We start from the raw sequence: 23,705 nt of genomic DNA, 5'->3' as shown, positions 1-23,705 counted from the left end.
GCCGATTTATCAAAACAAACAACCGGCAAATAGATGAGCAGTTTTTTAGTTAAGAAAATCGATATTAACAACATAAAAAAACAAAAGAAAATATAAACAAAATCAATGAAATAGATACCAGATTCATTTTGACACGATGGGGTGAGTTGCTCTGATGGTGCAATAATAGATATAACCGATGATATTAAAACACAGATTAGTTCCTTCATATTAACTCCTTATTCCTTTATGGAGATAAAAATAAATATACTGTGAATTTCATCTAGTCCAAACACTTTAATTCCGTAGATTAAAGTCGGTTTATTCGAATATTATTATCACTTAGTTCACTTTCATTACTGTTTAATGATGTCCCTTATGGCACAGACATACTATAAAAGGCCAGTATTTCGTTATAAACTAGGTAGCAGTGCTTGAGTTTAACAATTCAACCCCCATATTCATCAAAGCTATATTATTTATTAACCCAGTCTGTACTAAGGAAAAACTATGCGCGTTCCACGCATTTATCACCCTGAGCCTCTTCAAATAAAGACAACGATTTCTCTTGGTGATGATGCTGCAAACCATGTAGGTCGGGTACTACGCATGACAGCGGGCCAAAAACTCGAACTTTTTGATGGCAGCAATCAGATCTTTAGCGCTGAAATTACTGAAGCTACTAAAAAAAATGTATTCGTGCATATTGAAAATAGCCAAATTGACGATAGAGAATCCCCACTCGATTTACACCTTGGGCAGGTCATGTCTCGTGGGGAAAAAATGGAATTTACCATCCAAAAATCTGTTGAACTCGGGGTTAATACAATAACACCTTTATTATCAGAACGTTGTGGTGTTCGCTTAGACGGTGAACGGCTCGAAAAAAAATTACTGCAGTGGCAAAAAATTGCAATTGCAGCCTGTGAACAATGCGGCCGCAACCGAATTCCAGAAATTCGCCCAGTGCAACCCCTTGAAGCCTGGTGCGCGGAAAATGACGGCGCGTTTAAAGTCAATTTGCACCCAAGGGCAACAGAAAGTATTAATACGTTACCCACTGAACTGAAGAAAGTACGATTGTTGATTGGCCCTGAAGGTGGCTTGTCAGCAGACGAAATTGCCATGACAGCAAATTATCAATTTACCGATATACTGTTAGGGCCTCGAGTATTACGAACAGAAACGACTGCGCTAACCGCTATCACAGCACTGCAAGTGCGCTTAGGTGATCTGGGGTAAGGAGAAAAAATGATCAAGCTCGGTATAGTGATGGATCCTATTTCATCCATCAAAATCAAGAAAGACACCAGTTTTGCAATGATGTTGGAAGCTCAGCGTCGTGGTTATGAAATCCATTATATGGAAATGAATGACCTGTATTTACACCAAGGTGAAGCTCGCGCACAAACCAAAATCGTGACGGTCGAAGAAAACCCAGAAAAATGGTATGAGTTTCAAGGAGAGCAAGATATTGCGCTAAGTTCTCTTGATGCCATTTTAATGCGTAAAGACCCGCCTTTTGATACTGAGTTTATCTATGCGACTTATATTCTAGAAAGAGCGGAGCAAGCTGGCACCTTAATTGTGAATAAACCACAAAGCCTACGTGACTGCAATGAGAAACTCTTCACTGCTTGGTTTGCTGAGCTAACACCGGACACATTAGTCACTCGCAACCCACAAAAGTTGAGAGAATTCCACCAAAAACATGGCGATGTCATTTTTAAACCACTAGATGGCATGGGTGGCGCTTCGATTTTCCGCCTCAAGCAAGATGACCCAAATGTGGGTGTGATTATTGAAACGCTAACAGAACATAGCTCTCGCTACTGCATGGCACAAAACTTTCTGCCGGCAATTAAAGATGGTGATAAGCGTGTCTTAGTTGTTGATGGTGAACCTGTTCCTTATTGCTTAGCGCGAATTCCAGCTCAAGGCGAAACCCGAGGTAACCTTGCTGCAGGTGGGCGCGGGGAAGCGCGTCCTTTAAGTGAAAGTGATTGGGCCATTGCACGAGCCGTTGCACCAACATTAAAAGAAAAAGGCTTAATCTTTGTTGGCCTCGATATCATTGGTGACCGTTTAACCGAAATTAACGTGACTAGCCCAACATGTGCACGGGAAATTGAAGCTGCATTTGATATCTCCATTACCGGTATGTTAATGGATGCCATTGAACGCCGTCTCAATAAATAATTTATAGCGGTGGTTTATCTTTACTGATGATTTTTACTGTTTTTAGACGGTAAACGTCATCAGTTTGCTCTACCACCTATAATCTAACCTTTTATTGTATTCTATTAATTATGATTAAATTTGCTGGAGTCTAAGTTTGAATCTGCAAAACCATTTTCTTATCGCCATGCCATCCTTAACAGACCCTTATTTTGAACAATCGGTCGTTTATGTGTGTGAGCACAACGAAAAAGGGGCGATGGGGATTGTGATTAACAAACCTATTGATGACTTTTCCGTCGATACGATGCTCAAAAAACTCGAAATCACAATTTCAGATAAAGTTGATGATCGTAATTTAAAAAAGCCAGTCATCGCAGGTGGCCCAGTTGCAGAAGAGCATGGGTTTATCTTACACACACCGATTAAGGGTTTTTTATCTAGCCTGCATTTAAATGATGAAGTGATGGTGACAACGTCAAAAGACATTTTAGAAACGTTAGGAAGTGAGCACTCACCTGCAAACTCATTAGTTGCGCTAGGTTATGCAAGCTGGGAACCTGGCCAACTTGAACGGGAAATTATGGAAAATAGCTGGCTAACTGTCGAAGCTTCTCCTCAGCTTATTTTTAACACCCCCATTCATGAGCGCTGGAGCGCTGCGGCTAAATTAATTGGTGTTGATATTTATACCATTTCAATGCAAGCGGGGCATGCTTAATGTCTGGAAGAACTTTGTTAGCCTTTGATTTTGGAACCAAAAGCATCGGTGTAGCGGTTGGACAAGAAATTACAGGTACTGCACGACCATTAACCTCACTAAAAGCGAGTGACGGCCGCCCTGATTGGCAACAAATCGAAAAGTTACTTAAAGAATGGCAACCTCAGTTGGTTATTGTTGGACTTCCCCTTAATATGGATGGTACCGAGCAACTCGTTACAAGCCAAGCCCGTAATTTTGCAAATCGCATTCATGGCCGTTTTGGTGTTAAAGTCGAATTACATGATGAACGTCTTTCCACTGTTGAAGCAAAAGCAGGTCTTTTTGAACAAGGTGGTTATCGCGCACTCAGTAAGGGCAAAGTGGATTCAGCCTCTGCCGTAGTGATCCTTGAAAGCTGGTTTGAGCAACATCTTTAAATTTACACGAATATGAGGTTATTTTTCGTCTTAATCTCATGCAAAGGTGCCGCTCTGATGTAATTTGCTTTACACTATGGTCAACAGTCGCTGTTCATGTATGACATGAATAAAATAGTATTGAATAAACTATATTGAATAAAACAATGACCATTCAAAATAATATCTCTGATGTCACCGCGCGTATTGAGCATGCTGCCGCAGAGTGTCAGCGCTCACAACAAGACATTACGCTACTTGCGGTAAGTAAAACAAAACCTTGTGAGGCTATTTTAGAAGCCATTGAGGCAGGTCAGCGCCAATTTGGTGAAAATTATGTTCAAGAAGGTGTTGAAAAAATTCAATATTTTTCGAACAGAAATGACCTTATTTGGCATTTTATTGGCCCGTTACAGTCAAATAAAAGCCGCCTTGTCGCTGAACATTTTGACTGGTTCCATACCTTAGACAGAGCGAAAATTGCCCAGCGCTTAAATGACCAGCGTCCCAGTGAAAAAGCCCCTCTCAATGTGCTAATCCAAATTAATATCAGCGATGAAAACAGTAAATCGGGTATAACGCGAGAAGAAGTGGCAGAGCTCGCTGCACAAGTCGCGACTATGCCCAACCTTGTGTTACGTGGGCTAATGACAATTCCTGCACCTGAAACGGATTATGAGCGCCAATGTGCTGTGTTTCATCAAATGAATGAGGCATTTAAGCAATTACAAATTACTTATCCCACAGTTGACACGCTTTCAATGGGGATGACTGACGACATGCGCGCAGCAATCCATTGCGGTTCAACACTTGTTCGCATAGGAACCGCTATTTTTGGCGCGCGCCAATATCACCCATAAATAGGAGAACAGAATGCAACATCGTAAAATTGCCTTCATCGGCGCCGGAAATATGGCTCACGCCATCATTGCTGGGCAGGTTAACCATGGTTACCCTGCATCGATGATCACGGTGTGTTCTCCTACGCCTGTACGTCGAGAAAAACTGGCTGAACAATATGGCATTATCAGCAGTGATGATAACTTAGCCGCTGTTAAAGCTGCAGATGTGATTGTCCTTGCTGTTAAGCCGCAAATGATGAAAGAAGTATGTGAACCACTACAAAATGCGGCTGATTTTGAGCAAAAATTAATCCTCACCATTGCGGCTGGGATCCCAGCTGAACGTTATAACGACTATTTCGCTCATTCGCTGAATTTAGTACGCATCATGCCAAACACACCATCATTGGTAGGGAAAGGCGTTAGTGGGCTATTTGCTCAAGGGAAAGTTTCAGAGCAAGACAAACAATTTGCACAAGAACTGATGCAGAGTGTCGGCTCCACGATTTGGTGCCAACAAGAGCAAGAAATCAATAACATTATTGCCATTACTGGTAGCTCTCCGGCTTATTTCTTTCTATTTATGGAATCGATGCAACAAAAAGCGGAACAACTCGGTTATGATAAACAGCAAGCTAGAGACCTTGTTCTTCAGGCGATTGAAGGGGCTGTAGAGCTTGCTAAGTCGCAAAACGATACGGCTTTTTCGACTCTACGTGAACAAGTCACCTCTAAAGGCGGTACCACCGCGATGGCTTTAGAGCAATTTTATAATGGAAATCTTCCGCAGATTGTTGCCGATGCAATGCAAAGCGCAATAAATAGAGCTGAAGAAATGGAAAAACTTTTTTAAATTAATCGCGGAACTCACCATGCAGACCTTAGTATTCGTCGTTACGACCCTGATCCAACTGTACATTTTTGTATTACTACTGCGCGTATGGATGCAGTGGGTACGTGCAGATTTCTATAACCCTTTTTCTAAATTTGTCGTTAAAGCAACACAACCTATTGTCGCACCATTGCGCCGAGTCATTCCTTCTTTTGGTGCGATAGATACCGCATCTGTCGTTGTTGCGTTTATTTTAGCGATTGCAGCCATTATCTTTGGTATGTGGGCGACTAACTTACTCCCAATTTTAGGTGTAAGCATTCTGCCTATGGGGCTGATTTTATTATTAACCTATACTGGTAAATTGATTTTTTGGATGATTTTAATCCGTGCGATTTTAAGCTGGGTTAGCCAAGGCCGTAACCCTGTAGATTATTTATTGTACCAATTAACAGAACCTTTAATGGCACCAATTCGCCGAATCATCCCTGCGATGGGCGGGTTAGATTTCTCCGCAATGATTGTCATGTTTATTTTAATCGCTCTGAATTATTTGCGTGTTGATATTTCACTGATGATTGACCCATCATTAACTGCAATGATGTATTCCATTGGTATTATGTAAAAACGAGTTTTAAATAATGCAAAAAGTTGTTTTAGCCACCGGTAACCCGGGAAAAGTGAATGAGTTAGCTGACCTACTACGTGATTTTGGGATGGATATCGTCGCTCAAACCTCATTAGGTGTTAAGTCCGCAGAAGAAACGGGCTTAACCTTTATTGAGAATGCGATCCTAAAAGCGCGCCATGCAGCAGCGCAAACCGGGTTACCCGCAATTGCTGATGATTCAGGAATTTCCGTTGATGCCCTCGGTGGCGCGCCGGGAATTTACTCTGCCCGCTACGCAGGTGAAGAAGCAACAGACGAGCAAAACCTAGTTAAGCTATTAGAAGCAATGAAAAATGTGCCTGATGACCAACGTCAGGCTCAATTCAACTGTGTATTAGTCTATTTACGCCATGCAGAAGACCCAACGCCGTTGGTTTTTCATGGTCGCTGGCACGGTGTTATAACTCATGAACGCAAAGGCCAAGGTGGCTTCGGTTATGACCCAATATTTTATGTTCCTGAATTAGGTTGCACCTCAGCAGAGTTAACTAAAGCAGAAAAACAAGCCGTTTCACATCGTGGAAGAGCACTCACAATGATGTTGGATGTGCTAAAGAATGCTTAAATTACCTCCGCTGAGCCTGTATATCCATATCCCTTGGTGTGTGCAAAAGTGCCCTTATTGTGACTTCAACTCACACACACTTAAAGGGGAAATCCCTCAGCAAGAATATGTGGCGCACTTATTGGCCGATTTAGACATTGATGCAAAATTAGTTGCTGGGCGTTCGGTAAAAACCATTTTTATTGGGGGTGGAACGCCCAGTTTATTAAGTGCAGAGTCAATGCAGGCCTTAATGGATGGCGTACGTCAGCGAGTTGTTCTAGACCCTCATGCGGAAGTCACCATGGAAGCCAACCCCGGTACTGTTGAGGCTGACCGTTTTGCTGGTTACCAAGCAGCAGGGATCAACCGTATTTCTATTGGCGTACAAAGCTTCGGTAATGACAAGTTAATCACTTTAGGCCGTATTCATGGCGCTGATGAAGCGAAGCGCGCCGCTCAGTTAGCCACCAATCTTAATTTAAGAAGCTTTAACCTCGATTTAATGCACGGGTTACCTGCGCAAACTCAAGTTGAAGGTTTATCTGACCTGCGCCAAGCCATTGAACTTGCACCTCCACACCTGTCTTGGTACCAATTAACCATTGAACCAAACACCCAATTTGGCTCACGTCCTCCGGTATTACCCGATGACGATACGCTATGGGATATTTATACCGAAGGCCATAAATTATTGAGTGCGGCAGGTTATCAGCAATATGAAACATCTGCCTATGCTAAACCCGGTTACCAATGCCAACACAACCTCAACTACTGGCGCTTTGGTGACTATTTAGGTATTGGTTGTGGCGCTCATGGAAAAATTTCTTTTGAAGATGGGCAAATTTTACGAACCGTAAAAACAAAGCATCCTCGAGGTTATATGGAAGGCCGATACATGCATCAATCTTATGATGTTGACGCCTCTGATAGGCCATTTGAATATTTCATGAACCGTTTTCGTTTACTTGAAGCCATGCCTCGAACTGAGTTTACCCAATATACTGGGTTACCAGAGTCAACAGTTAGAGCGGCTATTGATGAAGCCTTAGCTAAAGGTTATATCACAGAAACGGCGGATGAATGGCAGATCACAGAGCATGGAAAATTGTTTCTCAATTCTCTATTAGAGTTATTTTTAGGTGAAGAATAGCGGTTATTCCGTTCATTTATAAATCATTTCGCTTGTAAATTAGATGAAAGCCCACTTCAAATTAAAGTGGGCTTTTTGTTTAGAGGTAAAAACGAAATAGACAAGAATAACAATTGAGGTAATACATATTGCCACTATCAATAAGACAGTGGCAGATATCTGTTATAGAGCATTCACCACCGCATTAACTTGCTCTGTTAAGCTAACTAAACCACCACCTGACAAATACCATAAGTCAGATTGCAGGTAAGTAATTTTGCCATCTTTATACGCTTTGGTTTCTTGAATGTTGCTATCTTCAAATACTGTTTTATCCAATTTACCAGCACCAATCGCTTCGCTACGGTCAACAATCAGGATCACATCTGGATTAGCTTGAGCAATAGTTTTGGTATCCACTACACGGCGTTTTGCTTTATCTGCACTTTCATCAACCGGTAGGTCAGCGCGTTGCGCTTTCACAACGCTGTAAACAACGGCTTGGCTATTTGGAATTAATTTGCCGTCATTATGCATCAATACTAAAACTTTTTTATTGGAATCAGCCGCTTTCTTCTGGGCGTCTGCGATGACTTTATCTAATTGGACTAACTGCTCATCAACCGCTTTTTGGTTACCATAAAGTTCGCCAATCACACCAATATTGGCTTTCACAGAATCAATGTAGTGTTTGCTATCAGAACCTAAATTAATAGTGGGTGCAATTTTTGATAACTCATCATAAGACTTGCCTTGACGACCCGTGATCACAATCAGGTCAGGTTTTAATTGCGCGATTTTGGCTAAATCAGGTTGTTTCATTCCACCTGCATTTTCCATTGATGCAGGAATGCTGCCTTTTATATAAGCGGGAGCATTGCCTGTTGGGAGTGCAACAACTTTGTCGCCTAAGCCGAGTTTTTGCATTGAGTCATAAACACCAAAATCAAACAGAACCACTTTTTGTGGTTTTTTCACGACTTCAGTTTCACCTGATAGGTGTTTGATCATTACTTTCTCCGCACCTTGCGCTATCACCGCATTTGGCGTGAAAGTGGTAGATTCAGCGCTTAGAGCGATAGGCGCAGAGAATGACAACACAGAAACAAGTAGAGCAGGTATGAATTTTTTCATTTAAATGATCCCAATTTAGTCATTAAGCCAAACCCGCATTGTAAAGTGAGTGGCTTAGATGTCAATCAAATAAGAATCAATTTCATTTTCATTCCCATTAATGGAATTAATATCACACAAATTGATGATGACAATAATATCGCTAAATAAAAAAACAGTAATGTACAAAAAATACATTACTGTTCATAAGGTTATTGGTGATTTTAGCGCTATCAGCTACTTTTGATTGAATTAAGTAACGAAGCGCGCTGTTGTTCTATTGAAGTCACTTTAGAACAAACTTGTTGGCCAAATTGCTGGAAACTTTTCTCTTGTTTTTTCCATTCTGATTCGAGTTCTTGCTGTAACCCACCTAAGTTCCCTAACATGCCTTGTAGCGCTTTACTGGCGTCACCACCTGATAACAATTGCTTGCGCCCCATTTCGTTGATGCTGTCTTGTAAAATACCACCTAGGCTTTCATTAACTAGCTCGCGCCCTTTCGTTTCAACAGTTTTCATGGCTTCATGGTGAAACACATAACCACTAGGGCGAGTCTCAATAATTTGATTGATTTGCCCATTAAGCTCTTTTTCTAATTTTGTTAACCGGTTACGGATATTGCTATCGCTACCGACCACTTTAACGACAACTTTGTCTATCGTTTCCCTGGAGGCTGATAATTTTTTTTCTGATTCTTGTTTTATCCAAGGTAAGTCCTGACGAATAGCGGCTTGGTAACGAATAGCTTGCTGCTTTTGGGCATCTGTTGCAGCAATATTTTTACCGTTAAGCGTGATATCACCATTTGGCGTAATTTTTAAATCGCCACTCGCACCAATGACTTGCACACTTTCAGGTGTCATAAAGATGTCATCCTTTGGTGTTACAGAACAGCTATAGTCTGCAGCTTGACTCGTTGCACAAGCAAGGAGTGAAAATGCAATTAATGTACGGCGTAACATAAAATCTCCTAGTAGAGCATGAATTAAAAAACAGAACGCCCAATTCGTTTCGATAGCAATTCTAAAGCCGCACAGCCGACTAAAGAGTTCCCCGCTGAGTCTAGCTCAGGTGACCAAACCGCAACAGTAAATTGGTTTGGTACTACGCAGACAATGCCCCCGCCAACGCCTGACTTTCCGGGCATTCCTATCCGAAATGCAAACTCACCAGAGCCGTCATACATACCACAAGTCATCATTAATGCATTAATTTGCCTTGATTGTAGCGGTGTGATGATAGGATCAATGGAACAAGATGACATTCCTTGCGATGTTAAATAGGAAAAACATCTCGCTAATTCAACACAGTTCATACTTAGAGAACAATAATGAAAATAAGTTTCGAGAACTGTTAAAACATCATTTCCAAAATTCCCAAAAGATTTCATAAGATAAGCAATAGCGGCATTACGACTGGCATGTTCCAGTTCTGAGCGAGCAACAACCGTGTCATAGCTGATATCAGGTTCGCAAGATAGCTTTCGGACAAACTCCAACATACGCTGTTTCGGTGCGCTTAGGCGTGATTGCAGCATATCCGCAATAACAATTGCCCCCGCATTAATAAACGGGTTTCGTGGGATCCCCTTTTCCATTTCAATTTGAATTAACGAGTTAAAGGGTAGCCCTGAGGGTTCTTTACCTACGCGGCTCCAAATTTCCTCTTCCTCATAACGTGTCATTGCAAGCGTGAGGCTTAATACTTTTGAAATAGATTGAATTGAAAAACGTTGATATGCGTCCCCTGCGGTGAAAATATCACCGTCAATCGTGGATACCGCAATGCCTAAATGGTGGGAAGGTACGCAACCTAAAGCAGGAATATAATTTGCAACACAACCTTGCCCAATCAGTGGGCGAACTTGGTCTAGGATATCGTTGAGTAGCTGGTTAGAAAACATGGCGCTCAAAACGTTGACTCCAGATAGTATTTGCAACAGAAAATAAAGGCACCCAATTTTTGGATGCCTCTTCAATCGACTGAAAAATCAGTTTATTTATTGAGATTTACTCAATAAAATTATTATTCCCACCAAACATCAAAAAGCTCAGAAACGACGACGTCATTCATCCCTTTTGATTTTAGCCAATTTTCAACAATTTGGCGGTGCTCTTCGGTACATTTACCAATTTTTTGCAGGCAAACGATCCCTTCCCAGCTCATATAGCCACTAGCTTCAAACGCTAAACCATTCGGTTCAATCGCTTCTGCAATCAGTTGGTCAACGGTGCTGTCAACTTCCTCAATCGGCGTACCTTCTTTAAAGCTCCACTTAACGGTAAAGCCTAACTCTTGGAACTCATCCAAGCGTAATTTTTTACGTAAACGACGACTACGTGGTTGTTTAGCCATTATTTGATCCTCTCAAACATTAAATCCCATACACCGTGCCCTAACCGCTGGCCGCGCTTTTCAAATTTTGTTTCTGGTCTTGTTTCTGGACGAGGAACGTAATCACCTGATGGTGATAAGTTTTTATACCCTTCGACACTCGTCATCACTTCAAGCATGTGCTCTGCATAAGGCTCCCAATCCGTTGCCATATGGAAAACACCACCGATAGCTAGTTTGCTGCGAATTTTTTCTGCAAATGGAACTTGCACAATACGACGCTTATTGTGTTTCGCTTTATGCCATGGATCAGGGAAAAATAACTGAACCATTTCAAGGCTACCATTTGGGATCATGCAGTCTAAAACTTCTATTGCATCATGGCACATCACCCGTAAATTAGTGACGTTTTCTTCTTTTGCCGATGCTAAACATGCGCCAACACCGGGTGCATGAACTTCAATACCTAAAAAGTTTTTATCTGCATTTTGAGATGCCATGGTCACCAATGAGGCGCCCATCCCAAAACCAATTTCCAAAGTCACTGGATTTGAGTTATTGAATACTTTGGCAAAATCAAAAGGCTCATTGATAAAATCAATGCCTTTTTCTGCCCATTCTTTTTCTAATGCGTCTTCCTGACGTTTTGTCAGACGCCCTTGACGGCGGACAAAACTACGGACTCGGCGCATAACCCGCCCATCTTCATTATATTCGGGGGAGATAACATTATTGATCATAATAAAGGTTCTAAAATGAGTGCCCAATTAAGTTAATGTGCCAACAATCAAGTTTATAAAGTGATTTGTTACCAAATCTATCAATTTACAGCCCTAAATGCCTAAGTAATAGTGATTAATCTTACCCTTGAGGCATGGCGGATATCGGAGTTTAGCAAAACTTCCACAAGGATGCAGTTGATAATTCGCTAACTTTACACTAAACAACACAATAGCGGTTTACAGCCCTCTTCGTCTATGTTGCAATTCCTATCATGACTGGAAATATCAATAAAAAATAAAATTATTAATGGAAGCTCAACAATTTTCATCTGCAGTACTCAACTGGTATCACAAATACGGTCGTAAAACGTTGCCATGGCAACAGGAAAAATCGTCCTACCATGTGTGGTTATCTGAAGTTATGCTGCAACAAACCCAAGTGAGTACGGTAATCCCCTATTTTGAGAAATTTATTTCTCGCTTTGAGAACGTCACCGCCCTTGCCAACGCACCTCTTGATGAAGTTTTACACTTATGGACAGGGCTCGGCTATTACGCTCGGGCTCGAAATCTCCATAAAGCCGCTCAAGTGATCGCGACTCAATATGGTGGCTCATTTCCCACTACATTTGATGAAGTTTTCGCGCTGCCCGGTGTTGGCCGCTCCACTGCTGGGGCAATTTTATCATTATCGCAAAAACAGCATTATCCTATTTTAGATGGTAATGTTAAACGCGTATTAGCTCGCGCTTATGCGGTTGATGGCTGGCCGGGTAAAAAAGAAGTCGAAAACCGTTTGTGGGAAATCAGCACTGATGTCACCCCCAAAGAGGGAGTCGAGTTTTTTAATCAAGCGATGATGGATTTAGGCGCGATGGTCTGTACCCGAAGTAAGCCAAAATGCGAGCTGTGCCCACTTAATTTTGGCTGCATGGCCTATGCCAATCATTCATGGCAAAACTACCCGGGCAAAAAACCTAAGCAAAAAATCCCTGAGAGAAGTGCTTGGTTTTTGATTATGCAGTACGACGATAATGTGTGGCTAGAACAGCGTCCACCATCTGGCATTTGGGGTGGCCTATTTGCCTTCCCACAGTTTGACTCTTTAGAGCAACTTAATGATTATCTGGCCGAATCAGGCTTAGAATATTCTCAATTAGAGCAATTAATTTCTTTCCGCCACACATTTAGCCATTTTCATTTAGATATTATCCCTGTAAAAGTTAACATTCAGGCATTTAATTCTGCCATGGATGAAGGCAAAGGACTCTGGTATAACTTACACCTAGGCGCAACTATCGGCCTTGCAGCCCCAGTTGAAAGTTTACTAAAACAGCTCGCCTTACTACCTGATATTTGAGGAAAAATTAATGAGTAGAACCATTTTTTGTACATTTTTACAACGTGATGCAGATGGGCAAGATTTTCAGCTTTACCCAGGTGAGTTAGGAAAACGTATTTTTAACGAGATTTCAAAAGAGGCGTGGAGTCAGTGGATGACTAAGCAGACCATGCTCATTAATGAAAAGAAACTCAATACGATGAACCCCGATGATCGTAAAATGTTAGAACAAGAAATGATTAAGTTCTTGTTTGAAGGCCATGACATCCATATTGATGGCTATACACCTGAAAAATAATCTGTTTGTCTACCTACTCAGTAGGTAGACTTTTGCCCCAAGACTGTGAATCGTATGAAAAAACTATTTGCGCTGAGTTTATTGATCCCTCTAATTATCTCTTGTTCAAGCAAGCAAAAACCTGACTTTAACCCGGATTATGTCAAAGATACCAATGGGTTCAATATCTTAATGGGCCAATTTGCCCACAATATTGAAAATATTTGGGGCATTAAAGAAGTGTTAATTGCTGGTCCAAAAGACTACGTTAAATATACCGATGAGTACCGAACTCGTAGCCATATTAATTTTGAAGCGGGGACCATTACTGTAGAGACTATTTCAGCGGTAGAACCTTCACAGTATTTAAAAAAAGCGATTGTCACCACCTTATTAATGGGAGACGACCCAAGTTCCATTGACCTCTATTCTGATATCAATGACATTCCCCATAGCAAAGAACCCTTTTTATTTGGCCAAGTGCTTGATAACACAGGTGAAGCGATTCGTTGGGAATGGCGAGCCACAAAGTTTGCTGATTATCTGATTGAAAATAAAATGCAGCGCCGCCAATCGGGTATGAATGTTGTTTGGTCCGTAACTATGCAACTAGTACCAAACCATTTAGATAAACGGGCTCATAAATATTTACCTTATATTAAGAAATCCTCGGCCAAATATGGCGTAGATGAGTCATTAATCCTTGCGATTATGCAAATTGAGTCGAGTTTCAACCCTTATGCGGTTAGCCGCTCTGATGCGCTTGGTTTAATGCAAATTATGCCAAATACAGCCGGCAAAGATGTTTTCCGCTCACAAGGAAAATCCGGTGTTCCTAGCCGTAGCTATTTATTTGACCCAGAGAAAAACATTGATACGGGTACAGCTTACTTAGCTATATTGCAAAACACCTACTTAGGCGATATTCGTAACCAAACCTCACGCCGCTATGCTGTTATTACCGCATATAATGGCGGCGCAGGCAGCGTTCTGCGGGTGTTCCACAGCGATAAAAAGCAAGCCGCGCAGCGTATTAATAATTTAGAACCGGGTGAAGTGTATGAAACCTTGTCCACTAAGCACCCAGCTGCTGAGTCACGTAATTACCTCATTAAAGTGAATAAAGCACAGAAAAATTATCACCGCTAAAATTTTTATGCATTCAAACGCCAGTCCAAGTAACCGAAGACTGGCGTTTGATAATAACCCTAGTATTTCCATACTATTTCGATTAAAAACTAGCTAACATGTTGAAAAAAAGCGCATACAGTCAAAAGTTTATTGAAAGCGCCTTGACTCAACCAATGAAATCAGGTTTAATACGCTCCGTTGCCCGGATAGCTCAGTCGGTAGAGCAGGGGATTGAAAATCCCCGTGTCCTTGGTTCGATTCCGAGTCCGGGCACCACTTATTCAAAGAACCCGCCCAAAAGGCGGGTTTTTGCTTTATACCTCTCTGAGGTCAACACTCGCCCAATTTCAACTCAACTAAATTCAACTCGCCCTCATATCTGCCCCATTTAGGTGGACATAGCATGTTATCTCCCAAGGAAATGACAATTTCATTGATTTACCCACCTCTGATTTGTTCACTTCCCTTAAAAAATAAGACAGCTATAATTAAATTCTGCCTAACAAATTGTAGAGGTGATAATGAAAAAGCCCCTTCTACTACGATAAATTCCGTAAATCCTCAGGGATATTCTTTTTCAAAATGCGCCAAAAGTCCTCTGCGGTTTTATTTAGCCGTGTATCCATGCGGTAAATATACGCTTGGATAGGTATTGTTAATTCAGGGGTCTCCAAACAAACTAGCTTTTTCTCTTTTAATTCATTCACTACCGAATAAATGGGTAACCATGCAATTCCATGGCCATCCAAAGCCATATTTTTTAACAACTCACTCATTGATGACATGAAAAGTGTTTTCGAATTGATCGCACCAAATTCACTTAACCGACGATTAACTAACCTTCCCATATATGAAGCACTGGTATAATTCAGCAATGGCACTTGAGGTTGGTAGATATCAAATAGCGGCTTACCATGCTCATCCGCTGCACAAATTGGGTATAATTCAGATTCAAATACATTCAATGAGGAAAATGGGGATTGCATTAAATCTTCATCATAAAATGAGATAATAAAATCACTTTTCCCTTCTCTCAATGTGTTCACAACTTGCACCACATCAATGGCTTCAACATGGTAAACAAACTCCTCACCGTAACCAGACAGCCCATGAACCAATTTAGGCAGTAATGTCAGTGACAGCGAATGAGCGGCAGCAATTTTAATATTCGGTAGGCTCAATACATTGTGACCGGATAGTTCATTTAAGTTACATTCCAGTTGTTGTAATAAACTACGCGCTTGAGAATGAAAAATTTTGCCCTCTTCAGACAACTGTAAAGGGGAAGTCGTTCTATCAAATAATTCAACGCCAATGGCTTCCTCTAAAGCTTTAATACGACGGCTAAATGCGGGCTGAGAAATACTCCGCTGTTCTGCTGCATGAGAAAAATGTCGACATGATTCTAGAGTTAAAAAATCATATAGCCATTTTGTTTCTATATTTTTCATTTTATTAAGCCTTAAATTGACTTGCTGTTAAAATATAAAAAATAAAACGTATTTTTATTGATATTTTAAGTTAATGACTAGTTAAATAACAAAGCTAGATTTGTAGTTATGTTATTTGTATTATGCATAGCCCTACCATTTAAAACATTAACAAAAATCAAAAATAAATTTTATTTAATTTATTTAATTCATAAAACCTAGCCTATTCAGGCCTTCAGAGCAATTTATAAAAATATTTTTATTTTGAATAAAAGTTCTTAATGCGTATCTTGCATCAAACCATACTTACTTGCATTTCTCATCCAAGACAAACATTGATAAATATTAACCACAAGTTAAGCAGCAATAAGTAAGTTAATAATCATTTGAATATTAACCAATATGTTAAATAAATGAAGAAAGATAAGCATTTATTGATTTTTATTTTATAAAAAGGCTAATGAAATGCAGGGGTATTAAAATGAAAGGTTTAATTGGTGTATTAGGTGGTATGGGGCCTGCCGCTACTGTTGATTTATTTAATAAATTTGTAAGCTATACCGTAGCAAATAGAGACCAAGAGCATATCCCTTTAATTATATCATCTATTCCTGATATACCAGATCGAACAGAAGCGCTATTAAACCATGGTGAATCACCTTTACCTTTAATGACTGACTATTTAAAGAAACTAGAAAGTGCCGGGGCCGAATGTATTGTTATACCTTGTAATACAGCACATTTTTGGTTTAGTGAACTAAAAAAATTTTGCCATGTCGACATGCTAAGCATTGTTGAGACGACAATGAAAGAAGTACTAGAAACCAAGAAAAAAAATATCGGATTACTTGCAACAAATGCCACTATGTATATGGGACTATATCAAAAAAATATAGAGAATAAACATTTAAACTGCATTACCCCTGATAAAAAAAGCCAAGAAAATGTAATGGAAAGCATTTATTTATTAAAATCAGGAAATAAAAAATTTGCTGAGTCAATTATGAAAAAGCAAGCTGAAATTTTATTTTCCCGAGGCGCTGAAATTATTATTCTTGGCTGCACCGAGGTTCCCGTTATTCTTGAAAATGAAATTAATAGTTATCCAGATAAATATATCGACTCAACCAGCTCATTAGTCAGAGCAAGTATTCACTGGTATGAAAACAGAGTCGGAAAACAAAATTTAATGATAAATAAAAATATTTAACTTATATCAAATATCAAAATTAATTTTTTAATATTACTAATGACAATATATTGTCTATTGGAGACGATTATGGTTTGGCTAGAAATCATTGTTGTATTAGGTGCAATATTCTTTGGTATACGCATGGGCGGAATAGGTATAGGACTCTGTGGTGGGTTAGGATTAGCGGTATTAACTATCGGATTTGGTTTACCTATAGGTTCACCACCTGTTGATGTTATTCTGATTATTATGACAGTTGTGGTAGCAGCATCTGCATTACAAGCTGCGGGCGGGATGGATTATCTAGTCCGCCTAGCCAGTAAATTTATGCGTAAAAATCCTAAGTATCTAAACATTATAGCGCCAATCACCACTTGGGTGATGACTATCATGGCTGGTACAGGTTTCATTGTGTTTTCTATGCTGCCTGTGATAGCAGAAATTGCAAAAGATTCGGGCATCCGACCATCTAGAACATTAGCTGGCTCAGTGGTTGCTTCACAAATTGCGATTTCCGGTTCTCCAATCAGTGCCGCAATGGCCGCGATGCTGACCATTATGGAAGGTAACGGCATCACGTTTATTGTGGTTATGTCAGTCTGTTTACCCGCCTCTTTTGTTGCTGCCATGGTTGCCGCTTTTATTGCATCACGTCAGGGCTGCGAACTTGAAAACGATGAGGTCTATTTAGAACGTTTACAAAAAGGCTTAGTTCATAAATACGAAGAGAAAAAAGGCGAGAGCACAACGAGAGAAAAATTCTCTGTTGTTCTATTTATTATTGCCACGATTGCTATCGTGATCCTCGCTGCATTCCCACAATTACGTCCCGGTTTTGATATCGGTAAGCCGATGGGAACACGAGATATCATCATCATTTGTATGCTAAGTGCAGCATGTTTGATGGTGGTTTTCTGTAAAACATCACCGGATTCCATTGTATTAGCACCAACATTCCGTTCAGGAATGAGTTCTCTTGCAGTGATCCTCGGAATTGTGACATTAGGTACCACTTTTGTTGATGCCCATATGGACCAAATCAAGGCCATCGCGGGAGATGTATTATCTGCATATCCTATTTTATTGGCTTTAGTTCTGTTCTTGACCTGTGCCTTGTTATATTCGCAAGGTGCCACAACACCGTTAATAATTCCATTAGCCATTGCCTTAGATGTCCCGACATGGGCAATTTTGGCCTCTTTTGTCGCCGTCACCGGGGTATTTGTCTTACCCACTTACCCAACATCATTAGCTGCCATTGAATTCGACTCTACTGGGTCTACTCGAGTCGGAAAATATATTTTAAATCATCCCTTTATGTTACCAGGGCTAGGTGGAATTATTGCCGGTGTCGCTTTCGGCTTTATCATTGCACCAATGATTGTCTAGCACAAGGGTGTGAGTCTCCCTCACACCCTTTACGCTGTAATAAAATGATTTTATTGACAAAATGAAGTTAAACTTTGGCTCTATTTAGCTTTATACTTTGTTTAATTGGCAAAATACAATTACGAGGTATAAAGCTATTTTTTTCATACCCATAGGTATATCTGCAAAAAATATTATGACAGCGTATCAAAATGACTCATTACTCTATTTAATTTTTTAAATTAAATTTTATAAATTAAAAATAATGGCCTATTAGCCATTCAATATCTCTTTATTAAATGTAGTTTAAGTTTGTTTTCATTCAAAAGTGTGAGCTGAAATGTTTTTGCATGAAATATCCGCTTCTGAAAATAGTTAAAATAATTATACTCGACTTCATATTCATTTCTAAAAAAACAAAACAAGGAATGAATTAAGATTTTTATCATGATTTTCATCATGTTACAGAGTCAATTTCGGCAGTCTCATTTCCCAATGAAAGTACTCAATTAAGTGACTAAGATTAGGGTTTGAATCACAAATTTTAGTTTTTAAGATACTTACTTTCAAAAATGACGACGTCGTCATATTAAAAAAAATTTATTTTATCTATAACATTAAATAACCATTTTTCTTACATACATACACTGTTCATAGTTAAGCGTTAAAAAACTAAAGCAAATGCGTTATAAAAAAACGCTTAATGTTGACGTCAACATTAGGGTTAACAACTAGAAAGAGGTCTTAGAACATGAGTAACCTACCTGAAAAAATGAAAGCAGTTGTTTGTCATGGCCCACATGATTATCGCTTTGAAAATATTAAAAGACCAACGCCAGGATTTAGAGAAGTTGTCATCAAAGTTGATGGATGCGGGATCTGTGCGGGTGACTGTAAAGCCAACGATGGTGCTCAAATGTTTTGGGGTGATGACCCATGGATCAAAGCCCCAGTAGTTCCTGGCCATGAGTTTTATGGCCGCGTTGCTGAGCTAGGTGAAGGCTCCGCTGAAAAATTCAAATTGAAAATCGGCGATCGCATCTTAGCAGAACAAATTGTCCCATGTTGGGAATGCCGTTTCTGTAAATCAGGTAAATACTGGATGTGTGAAACCCATGATATTTACGGTTTCCAAAAAGAAGTTGCCGACGGTGGTATGGCTGAATATATGCGTTTTTCAGAACGCGCTATTATCCATAAAATCCCTGATGAACTATCCGATAAAGATGCCGCATTAATTGAGCCAATGGCTTGTGCTATCCACACTGTACGCCGTGGTGATATCGATTTAAATGACGTCGTCGTCATTGCGGGTGCAGGCCCACTAGGGCTGTGTATGATCCAAGTCGCCAAATTAAAAACACCGAAAAAACTGGTTGTTATCGATGCGATTGATGAACGCCTTGAATTAGCAAAGAAATTTGGTGCTGATATTGTTATCAACCCACTGAAAGAAGATGCCATTAAATTAGTTAAAGATATGACGGAAGGCTATGGCTGTGATGTTTATATTGAAGCAACGGGCGCGCCAATTGGTGTTACTCAAGGACTAGAAATGATCCGCAAACTTGGCCGTTTCGTGGAATTTAGCGTATTCGGTAAAGAAACAACTGTTGACTGGTCAATCATTGGTGACCGCAAAGAACTCGATATCCGCGGAGCCCACTTAGGCCCATATAGTTATGAAGTTGCTATAGACCTGTTTAGCCGTGGCTTAGTTAGCGCTGATGATATCGTTACTCACTTCTATTCCATCGATGAGTGGGAAGAAGCTTTTGTCATGGCGAAATCGGCAGACTCAATTAAAGTCGTCATCAAGCCATAAACATGTTTTAACTGGCAGTAATAATTGATAATTCAAATAAACACTAAATAAGTAAAAACCCTACATATAATTAAACGCTCTTTTAGGAGAACATCTTATGCTGAGTAAATTTAAAAAGTTAGCTGTCGCTGCAAGTGTACTGACTTTAGGTATGGCATTTAACGCTACCGCTAAGCCAGTTTCAGTGGGCATGTCATTTCAAGAATTAAACAATGAATATTTCGTCACCATGAAGGAAGCCTTAGAGAGCGCTACAGGCGATATGGGCGCACAACTATATATCTCAGATGCGGCTCATGATGTATCAAAACAAACCAGTGATATCGAAGATATGTTACAGAAAAAAATCGATATTCTGTTAATTAACCCGGCAGATAGCGTGGGTGCTGAAACGGCTGTACTGGCTGCGAAAAAAGCCGGAGTTGTAGTTATCGCCATTGATGCACAAGCAAATGGCCCAATTGACTCTTTCGTCGGTTCTAAAAACTATGACGCGGGCTTAATGGCGGGCAAACGTTTAGGTGAAGCATTAGGCGGCAAAGGCGAAGTAGCAATTTTAGATGGTATCCCTGTTGTACCAATTCTTGAGCGTGTTCGTGGCTTTGAAGCGGCAATGAAAGAATACCCAAATATTAAAATCGTAACTAAATTGAACGGTAAACAAGAACGCGATACTGCGATGAATGTGACAGAAAACATGTTGCAAGCAAATCCGACCCTCAATGGGATCTTCAGTGTTAACGATGTCGGTTCTTTAGGTGCGTTAGCAGCGATTGAGTCTTCTGGCCGTGATGTCAAATTAGTGAGTGTTGACGGTTCTCCTGAAGCGGTTGCTGAGATTGCCAAAGGTAACTCGCCATTTATTGCTACTTCGGCGCAATTCCCTCGTGACCAAGTTCGTATTGGTTTAGCTATGGGCTTAGCAAAATACTGGGGCGCCAATGTCCCTAAAGAAGTCCCAATTGATGTTAAATTGATTGACAAAACAAATGCTAAAGACTTTCACTGGTAATCGTTAGTTATCAATAACCGATGTATTGCACCTGTATTTCTGATGTTCGGTGCAATACATTTTCATAAATATTAATTATTAAATGCATATTGGAATAAAAATTCCAAATGGCTTTGTTACCCATTTTTAAGCAGTTGAGAAATATAGGGAAGCAATATGATGCAATTATTAGCATTAAAAGATGTCAGTAAAACTTTCCCTGGGGTTAAGGCGTTAGATAATATTAATCTCTCCCTAGAAAAGGGGGAGGTTCACGCATTATTAGGTGAAAACGGCGCAGGTAAATCAACGCTAATGAAAGTGTTATGTGGAATACATAAACCTGATAGCGGACAAATTCTGATTGAAGGCAAAGAACACACCTTTAATAACTACAGAGATGCAATAAAAGCAGGCGTAGGTATTATTTTCCAAGAATTTTCTCTTATTCCTTATTTAAATGCTTTTGAAAATATATTTTTAAATAGAGAGTTGAAAAATAAGTTTGGTTTATTAGATAGAAAATTAATGCGAAAAAAATCGCAGGAAATCCTAGCTGAGCTGGGTGTAAACATCAATATTGATGAACCCATTAGCCATTTAAGTATTGCAGAACAACAGTTTGTTGAAATCGCAAAAGCACTGTCTTTGGATGCTAAAATTTTAGTGTTAGATGAGCCAACTGCGACATTAACCCCCAATGAAGCAAACCATTTATTCGATGTAATGCGCGATTTAAAAGCTAAAGGGGTTGGAATGTTTTTTATTTCCCACCATTTAGAAGAGATTTATGAAATCTGTGACACCATCAGTGTACTACGCGATGGACAATATATAGGGTCGCGTAAGGTCGATGAAACAGATTTAGACGTTATTATCGAAATGATGGTTGGCCGTGAGGTTGAAAATATTTACCCTCATAAACGCCAATTTAACGAGCAAGAAGTCATCTTAGATGCGGAAGTTCAGCGTTTTTCATATAGCCCAACTAACCACCTTCAACTAAAAAAAGGTGAAATTTTAGGGCTTGCTGGATTAGTCGGTTCAGGTCGCACAGAAACTATTCTTGCCATGATTGGTGCTGATAAGGCTTACAAGAAAAAAGTTGTTTTAGAAGGCAAAGAAGTTAAAGTTAAATCAGCTGCGACTGCACTGCAATTAGGTATCGGTTTATTACCAGAAAGCCGAAAAACTCAAGGACTTGTATTGCCGTTTTCCGTTAAAGAAAATATATGGCTAAACAATCACGCTCAAAAATTATTTTTAATTCAAAACAAAAAAGAACTCACTTTATCTATTGATTTAATTTCCCAAGTAAAAGTTAAAACACCAGAGCCTCACACTGCAGTTTCTACTTTAAGCGGTGGAAACCAGCAAAAAGTTGTTATTGCTCGCTGGCTAAATAAACAAGCCAAAATTCTTATTTTCGACGAACCCACTCGAGGTATTGATGTTGGGGCAAAATCAGAAATTTATCAATTAATGCGCTCTCTAACTGAAAAAGGAATTTCCATTATTATGATTTCATCGGAGCTACCAGAAGTTATTGGTGTCAGTGATAGAGTTTTGGTTTTTCGAGATGGTGAAATTGCCGCTGAGTTAACTGGAGACGAAATAAACTCAACTCAGATCATGGTACATGCGGCCGGCAATATTATATAGGATAACGACTATGTCTAATCAAAGTGCAATTCCATTAACTAAAAATAAATTTAGTTTTTCTAAGCTAACAAAAATACCTGCATTTTTACCACTTGTTGGTTTAATTCTTTTATTTGTCTGCATGTCCATTTTTAATGAACATTTTTTAACTGTAAATAACCTTTCGACCATTGCTCGTCAGGTTTCTATTAATGCCATTATCGCTATCGGTATGACATTTGCTATCTTAACAGGTGGAATTGACTTGTCCGTTGGTGCTGTTATGGCGCTGTCTGGAACCTTGATGGCTGGCTTGATGAAATATTATGGAATGGACCCCTATGCAGCCATCGCTCTTGGACTATTATCGGGTGTTGCTTTTGGCTTTATTAATGGGATTTTAGCCGCTTATGGTAAAATGCCACCAATTATTGTCACCTTAGGCGCCATGATTATTGCTAAAGGGTTAGCCTTAATTTATACCGGTGGCTACCCAGTTTCAGGATTACCTCAAGAGTTTGCTTTTTGGGGACGAGAAGAATTAATGGGAATTCAAGTTCCTATTTTATTAATGCTTGGCCTTTATCTTATTTTCTATGTTGTACTAAATCATGTCTCTTTTGGCCGTTATATTTACGCTATTGGTGGTAATGAAGAAGCAGCACGCCTGAGTGGTATCCGCGTTGAACGTTATAAAATGTTAGTTTACGTTATTAGCGGTTTTACTGCTGCATTCGCTGGGTTAATATTTACCTCTCGAGTCATGAGTGGGCAACCCAATGCAGGCGTAGGCTTTGAGTTAGATGCGATTGCTGCGGTCGTACTCGGCGGCGCCTCAATAGCAGGAGGCCGTGGTATGATCATTGGCACACTCATTGGCGCAATGATCTTAGGTGTACTTAATAACGGTTTAAATTTATTAGGTATTTCACCTTATGTTCAATATATTGTAAAAGGACTAATTATTTGGGGGGCGACATTAATTAGCTCAATGAAACGCTAAATGAATTACCCCTCATAACTATTAAAGTAGGCAGGTA

24 protein-coding genes and 1 tRNA gene are annotated in these 23,705 nt (G+C 39.8%); 19 read left to right on the top strand and 6 right to left on the bottom strand.

All coding sequences use genetic code 11. The annotated features are described in order from the left end of the window. Positions 1-489: 489 nt before the first annotated feature. The 9 genes from rsmE to hemW all read left to right on the top strand — a co-directional run bounded on the left by rsmE (position 490) and on the right by hemW (position 7,317). The gene (gene rsmE, locus M0M83_RS04840; protein ID WP_125893682.1) at positions 490-1,221 is read left to right on the top strand and encodes a 16S rRNA (uracil(1498)-N(3))-methyltransferase; all 732 of its coding nucleotides are present in this window, start codon (positions 490-492) and stop codon (positions 1,219-1,221) included. A gap of 9 nt (positions 1,222-1,230) precedes the next feature. Beyond that, positions 1,231-2,178, top strand: a complete 948-nt coding sequence (gene gshB / locus M0M83_RS04835) for a glutathione synthase (protein ID WP_213912877.1) — start codon at positions 1,231-1,233, stop codon at positions 2,176-2,178. 136 nt (positions 2,179-2,314) lie between these two features. Further along, positions 2,315-2,878 (top strand): YqgE/AlgH family protein, encoded by a 564-nt coding sequence (locus M0M83_RS04830; protein WP_125893686.1) that lies wholly within the window; start codon positions 2,315-2,317, stop codon positions 2,876-2,878. Further along, a complete protein-coding gene (gene ruvX, locus M0M83_RS04825) occupies positions 2,878-3,297 on the top strand; it encodes a Holliday junction resolvase RuvX (protein ID WP_125893688.1) in 420 nt (139 codons plus the stop codon). The genes M0M83_RS04830 and ruvX overlap by 1 nt, the downstream gene beginning before the upstream one ends. Positions 3,298-3,443: 146 nt before the next feature. After that, a complete protein-coding gene (locus M0M83_RS04820) occupies positions 3,444-4,136 on the top strand; it encodes a YggS family pyridoxal phosphate-dependent enzyme (RefSeq protein WP_248467747.1) in 693 nt (230 codons plus the stop codon). Positions 4,137-4,149: 13 nt separating this feature from the next. Beyond that, complete coding sequence (proC, locus tag M0M83_RS04815) at positions 4,150-4,971, top strand: pyrroline-5-carboxylate reductase (protein WP_248467746.1); 822 nt, start codon at positions 4,150-4,152, stop codon at positions 4,969-4,971. A gap of 19 nt (positions 4,972-4,990) precedes the next feature. Beyond that, positions 4,991-5,575, top strand: a complete 585-nt coding sequence (locus M0M83_RS04810) for a YggT family protein (protein WP_102139769.1) — start codon at positions 4,991-4,993, stop codon at positions 5,573-5,575. A gap of 16 nt (positions 5,576-5,591) precedes the next feature. Next, positions 5,592-6,185 carry an XTP/dITP diphosphatase gene (locus M0M83_RS04805; protein ID WP_248467744.1) on the top strand — a complete coding sequence of 198 codons (594 nt, stop codon included), beginning with the start codon at positions 5,592-5,594 and terminating at the stop codon, positions 6,183-6,185. Beyond that, positions 6,178-7,317, top strand: a complete 1,140-nt coding sequence (gene hemW, locus M0M83_RS04800; RefSeq protein WP_125893696.1) for a radical SAM family heme chaperone HemW — start codon at positions 6,178-6,180, stop codon at positions 7,315-7,317. Before M0M83_RS04805 ends, hemW begins: the two co-directional genes overlap by 8 nt. Before the next feature lie 162 nt (positions 7,318-7,479). Here hemW and M0M83_RS04795 read toward each other — a convergent pair whose 3' ends face one another. From M0M83_RS04795 to trmB, 5 genes are all read right to left on the bottom strand, one after another. Further along, positions 7,480-8,430 (bottom strand): siderophore ABC transporter substrate-binding protein, encoded by a 951-nt coding sequence (locus tag M0M83_RS04795; protein ID WP_248467742.1) that lies wholly within the window; start codon positions 8,428-8,430, stop codon positions 7,480-7,482. A gap of 212 nt (positions 8,431-8,642) precedes the next feature. After that, a complete protein-coding gene (locus M0M83_RS04790; RefSeq protein WP_213912880.1) occupies positions 8,643-9,374 on the bottom strand; it encodes a DUF2884 domain-containing protein in 732 nt (243 codons plus the stop codon). 23 nt (positions 9,375-9,397) lie between these two features. Next, positions 9,398-10,324 carry a glutaminase B gene (glsB, locus tag M0M83_RS04785; protein ID WP_248467741.1) on the bottom strand — a complete coding sequence of 309 codons (927 nt, stop codon included), beginning with the start codon at positions 10,322-10,324 and terminating at the stop codon, positions 9,398-9,400. A 113-nt stretch (positions 10,325-10,437) separates the two neighbouring features. Beyond that, positions 10,438-10,767, bottom strand: coding sequence for a YggL family protein (locus M0M83_RS04780; RefSeq protein WP_004914167.1), 330 nt, complete (start codon positions 10,765-10,767; stop codon positions 10,438-10,440). Beyond that, the gene (gene trmB / locus M0M83_RS04775; protein WP_248467739.1) at positions 10,767-11,486 is read right to left on the bottom strand and encodes a tRNA (guanosine(46)-N7)-methyltransferase TrmB; all 720 of its coding nucleotides are present in this window, start codon (positions 11,484-11,486) and stop codon (positions 10,767-10,769) included. Before trmB ends, M0M83_RS04780 begins: the two co-directional genes overlap by 1 nt. Positions 11,487-11,775: 289 nt before the next feature. Here trmB and mutY point away from each other — a divergent pair, with 289 nt between their 5' ends. From mutY to M0M83_RS04755, 4 genes are all read left to right on the top strand, one after another. Beyond that, on the top strand, positions 11,776-12,828 hold the full coding sequence (gene mutY / locus M0M83_RS04770) for an A/G-specific adenine glycosylase (protein WP_248467737.1): 1,053 nt from the start codon (positions 11,776-11,778) through the stop codon (positions 12,826-12,828). 10 nt (positions 12,829-12,838) lie between these two features. Continuing rightward, complete coding sequence (locus M0M83_RS04765; protein ID WP_004264665.1) at positions 12,839-13,108, top strand: oxidative damage protection protein; 270 nt, start codon at positions 12,839-12,841, stop codon at positions 13,106-13,108. 54 nt (positions 13,109-13,162) lie between these two features. Continuing rightward, positions 13,163-14,236: a membrane-bound lytic murein transglycosylase MltC gene (gene mltC, locus M0M83_RS04760; protein WP_125893706.1), complete on the top strand. Its 1,074-nt coding sequence runs from the start codon at positions 13,163-13,165 to the stop codon at positions 14,234-14,236. 182 nt (positions 14,237-14,418) lie between these two features. Next, positions 14,419-14,494 (top strand) — tRNA-Phe (locus M0M83_RS04755). Between the two features lie 263 nt (positions 14,495-14,757). On the opposite strand, the gene hypT is transcribed toward M0M83_RS04755, so the two are convergent. Beyond that, entirely contained in the window at positions 14,758-15,669 is a 912-nt protein-coding gene (gene hypT, locus M0M83_RS04750; RefSeq protein ID WP_140172740.1) for a hypochlorite stress DNA-binding transcriptional regulator HypT, read from the bottom strand. Positions 15,670-16,129: 460 nt separating this feature from the next. Here hypT and M0M83_RS04745 point away from each other — a divergent pair, with 460 nt between their 5' ends. The 6 genes from M0M83_RS04745 (at position 16,130) to M0M83_RS04720 (ending at position 23,668) form a co-directional block, all read left to right on the top strand. Continuing rightward, a complete protein-coding gene (locus M0M83_RS04745; protein ID WP_248467735.1) occupies positions 16,130-16,858 on the top strand; it encodes an aspartate/glutamate racemase family protein in 729 nt (242 codons plus the stop codon). A gap of 69 nt (positions 16,859-16,927) precedes the next feature. Beyond that, the gene (locus M0M83_RS04740; RefSeq protein WP_094963063.1) at positions 16,928-18,229 is read left to right on the top strand and encodes an anaerobic C4-dicarboxylate transporter; all 1,302 of its coding nucleotides are present in this window, start codon (positions 16,928-16,930) and stop codon (positions 18,227-18,229) included. Between the two features lie 730 nt (positions 18,230-18,959). Next, a complete protein-coding gene (locus M0M83_RS04735) occupies positions 18,960-20,033 on the top strand; it encodes a zinc-binding dehydrogenase (RefSeq protein WP_248467733.1) in 1,074 nt (357 codons plus the stop codon). 151 nt (positions 20,034-20,184) lie between these two features. Next, the gene (locus M0M83_RS04730; protein ID WP_370661211.1) at positions 20,185-21,045 is read left to right on the top strand and encodes an ABC transporter substrate-binding protein; all 861 of its coding nucleotides are present in this window, start codon (positions 20,185-20,187) and stop codon (positions 21,043-21,045) included. A gap of 156 nt (positions 21,046-21,201) precedes the next feature. Beyond that, positions 21,202-22,686, top strand: a complete 1,485-nt coding sequence (locus M0M83_RS04725) for a sugar ABC transporter ATP-binding protein (RefSeq protein WP_248467732.1) — start codon at positions 21,202-21,204, stop codon at positions 22,684-22,686. A gap of 10 nt (positions 22,687-22,696) precedes the next feature. After that, positions 22,697-23,668 carry an ABC transporter permease gene (locus M0M83_RS04720; RefSeq protein WP_004905244.1) on the top strand — a complete coding sequence of 324 codons (972 nt, stop codon included), beginning with the start codon at positions 22,697-22,699 and terminating at the stop codon, positions 23,666-23,668. Positions 23,669-23,705: the final 37 nt, after the last annotated feature.

Source organism: Providencia rettgeri (assembly GCF_023205015.1).
Lineage (GTDB): Bacteria > Pseudomonadota > Gammaproteobacteria > Enterobacterales > Enterobacteriaceae > Providencia > Providencia rettgeri_E.
This window is presented reverse-complemented; position numbering and strand designations above follow the sequence as displayed.

Excerpts from the sequence above, each read along its gene's own strand:
- M0M83_RS04765 (WP_004264665.1), top strand. The coding sequence starts at position 12,839 with ATGAGTAGAACCATTTTTTGTACATTTTTACAACGTGATGCAGATGGG.
- M0M83_RS04790 (WP_213912880.1), bottom strand. The coding sequence starts at position 9,374 with ATGTTACGCCGTACATTAATTGCATTTTCACTCCTTGCTTGTGCAACG.
- M0M83_RS04810 (WP_102139769.1), top strand. The coding sequence starts at position 4,991 with ATGCAGACCTTAGTATTCGTCGTTACGACCCTGATCCAACTGTACATT.
- M0M83_RS04720 (WP_004905244.1), top strand. The coding sequence starts at position 22,697 with ATGTCTAATCAAAGTGCAATTCCATTAACTAAAAATAAATTTAGTTTT.
- M0M83_RS04735 (WP_248467733.1), top strand. The coding sequence starts at position 18,960 with ATGAGTAACCTACCTGAAAAAATGAAAGCAGTTGTTTGTCATGGCCCA.
- mltC (WP_125893706.1), top strand. The coding sequence starts at position 13,163 with ATGAAAAAACTATTTGCGCTGAGTTTATTGATCCCTCTAATTATCTCT.
- M0M83_RS04805 (WP_248467744.1), top strand. The coding sequence starts at position 5,592 with ATGCAAAAAGTTGTTTTAGCCACCGGTAACCCGGGAAAAGTGAATGAG.
- M0M83_RS04730 (WP_370661211.1), top strand. The coding sequence starts at position 20,185 with ATGGCATTTAACGCTACCGCTAAGCCAGTTTCAGTGGGCATGTCATTT.
- mutY (WP_248467737.1), top strand. The coding sequence starts at position 11,776 with ATGGAAGCTCAACAATTTTCATCTGCAGTACTCAACTGGTATCACAAA.
- gshB (WP_213912877.1), top strand. The coding sequence starts at position 1,231 with ATGATCAAGCTCGGTATAGTGATGGATCCTATTTCATCCATCAAAATC.
- M0M83_RS04780 (WP_004914167.1), bottom strand. The coding sequence starts at position 10,767 with ATGGCTAAACAACCACGTAGTCGTCGTTTACGTAAAAAATTACGCTTG.
- hemW (WP_125893696.1), top strand. The coding sequence starts at position 6,178 with ATGCTTAAATTACCTCCGCTGAGCCTGTATATCCATATCCCTTGGTGT.
- rsmE (WP_125893682.1), top strand. The coding sequence starts at position 490 with ATGCGCGTTCCACGCATTTATCACCCTGAGCCTCTTCAAATAAAGACA.
- hypT (WP_140172740.1), bottom strand. The coding sequence starts at position 15,669 with ATGAAAAATATAGAAACAAAATGGCTATATGATTTTTTAACTCTAGAA.
- M0M83_RS04740 (WP_094963063.1), top strand. The coding sequence starts at position 16,928 with ATGGTTTGGCTAGAAATCATTGTTGTATTAGGTGCAATATTCTTTGGT.
- M0M83_RS04725 (WP_248467732.1), top strand. The coding sequence starts at position 21,202 with ATGATGCAATTATTAGCATTAAAAGATGTCAGTAAAACTTTCCCTGGG.
- proC (WP_248467746.1), top strand. The coding sequence starts at position 4,150 with ATGCAACATCGTAAAATTGCCTTCATCGGCGCCGGAAATATGGCTCAC.
- M0M83_RS04820 (WP_248467747.1), top strand. The coding sequence starts at position 3,444 with ATGACCATTCAAAATAATATCTCTGATGTCACCGCGCGTATTGAGCAT.
- M0M83_RS04795 (WP_248467742.1), bottom strand. The coding sequence starts at position 8,430 with ATGAAAAAATTCATACCTGCTCTACTTGTTTCTGTGTTGTCATTCTCT.
- M0M83_RS04745 (WP_248467735.1), top strand. The coding sequence starts at position 16,130 with ATGAAAGGTTTAATTGGTGTATTAGGTGGTATGGGGCCTGCCGCTACT.
- ruvX (WP_125893688.1), top strand. The coding sequence starts at position 2,878 with ATGTCTGGAAGAACTTTGTTAGCCTTTGATTTTGGAACCAAAAGCATC.
- trmB (WP_248467739.1), bottom strand. The coding sequence starts at position 11,486 with ATGATCAATAATGTTATCTCCCCCGAATATAATGAAGATGGGCGGGTT.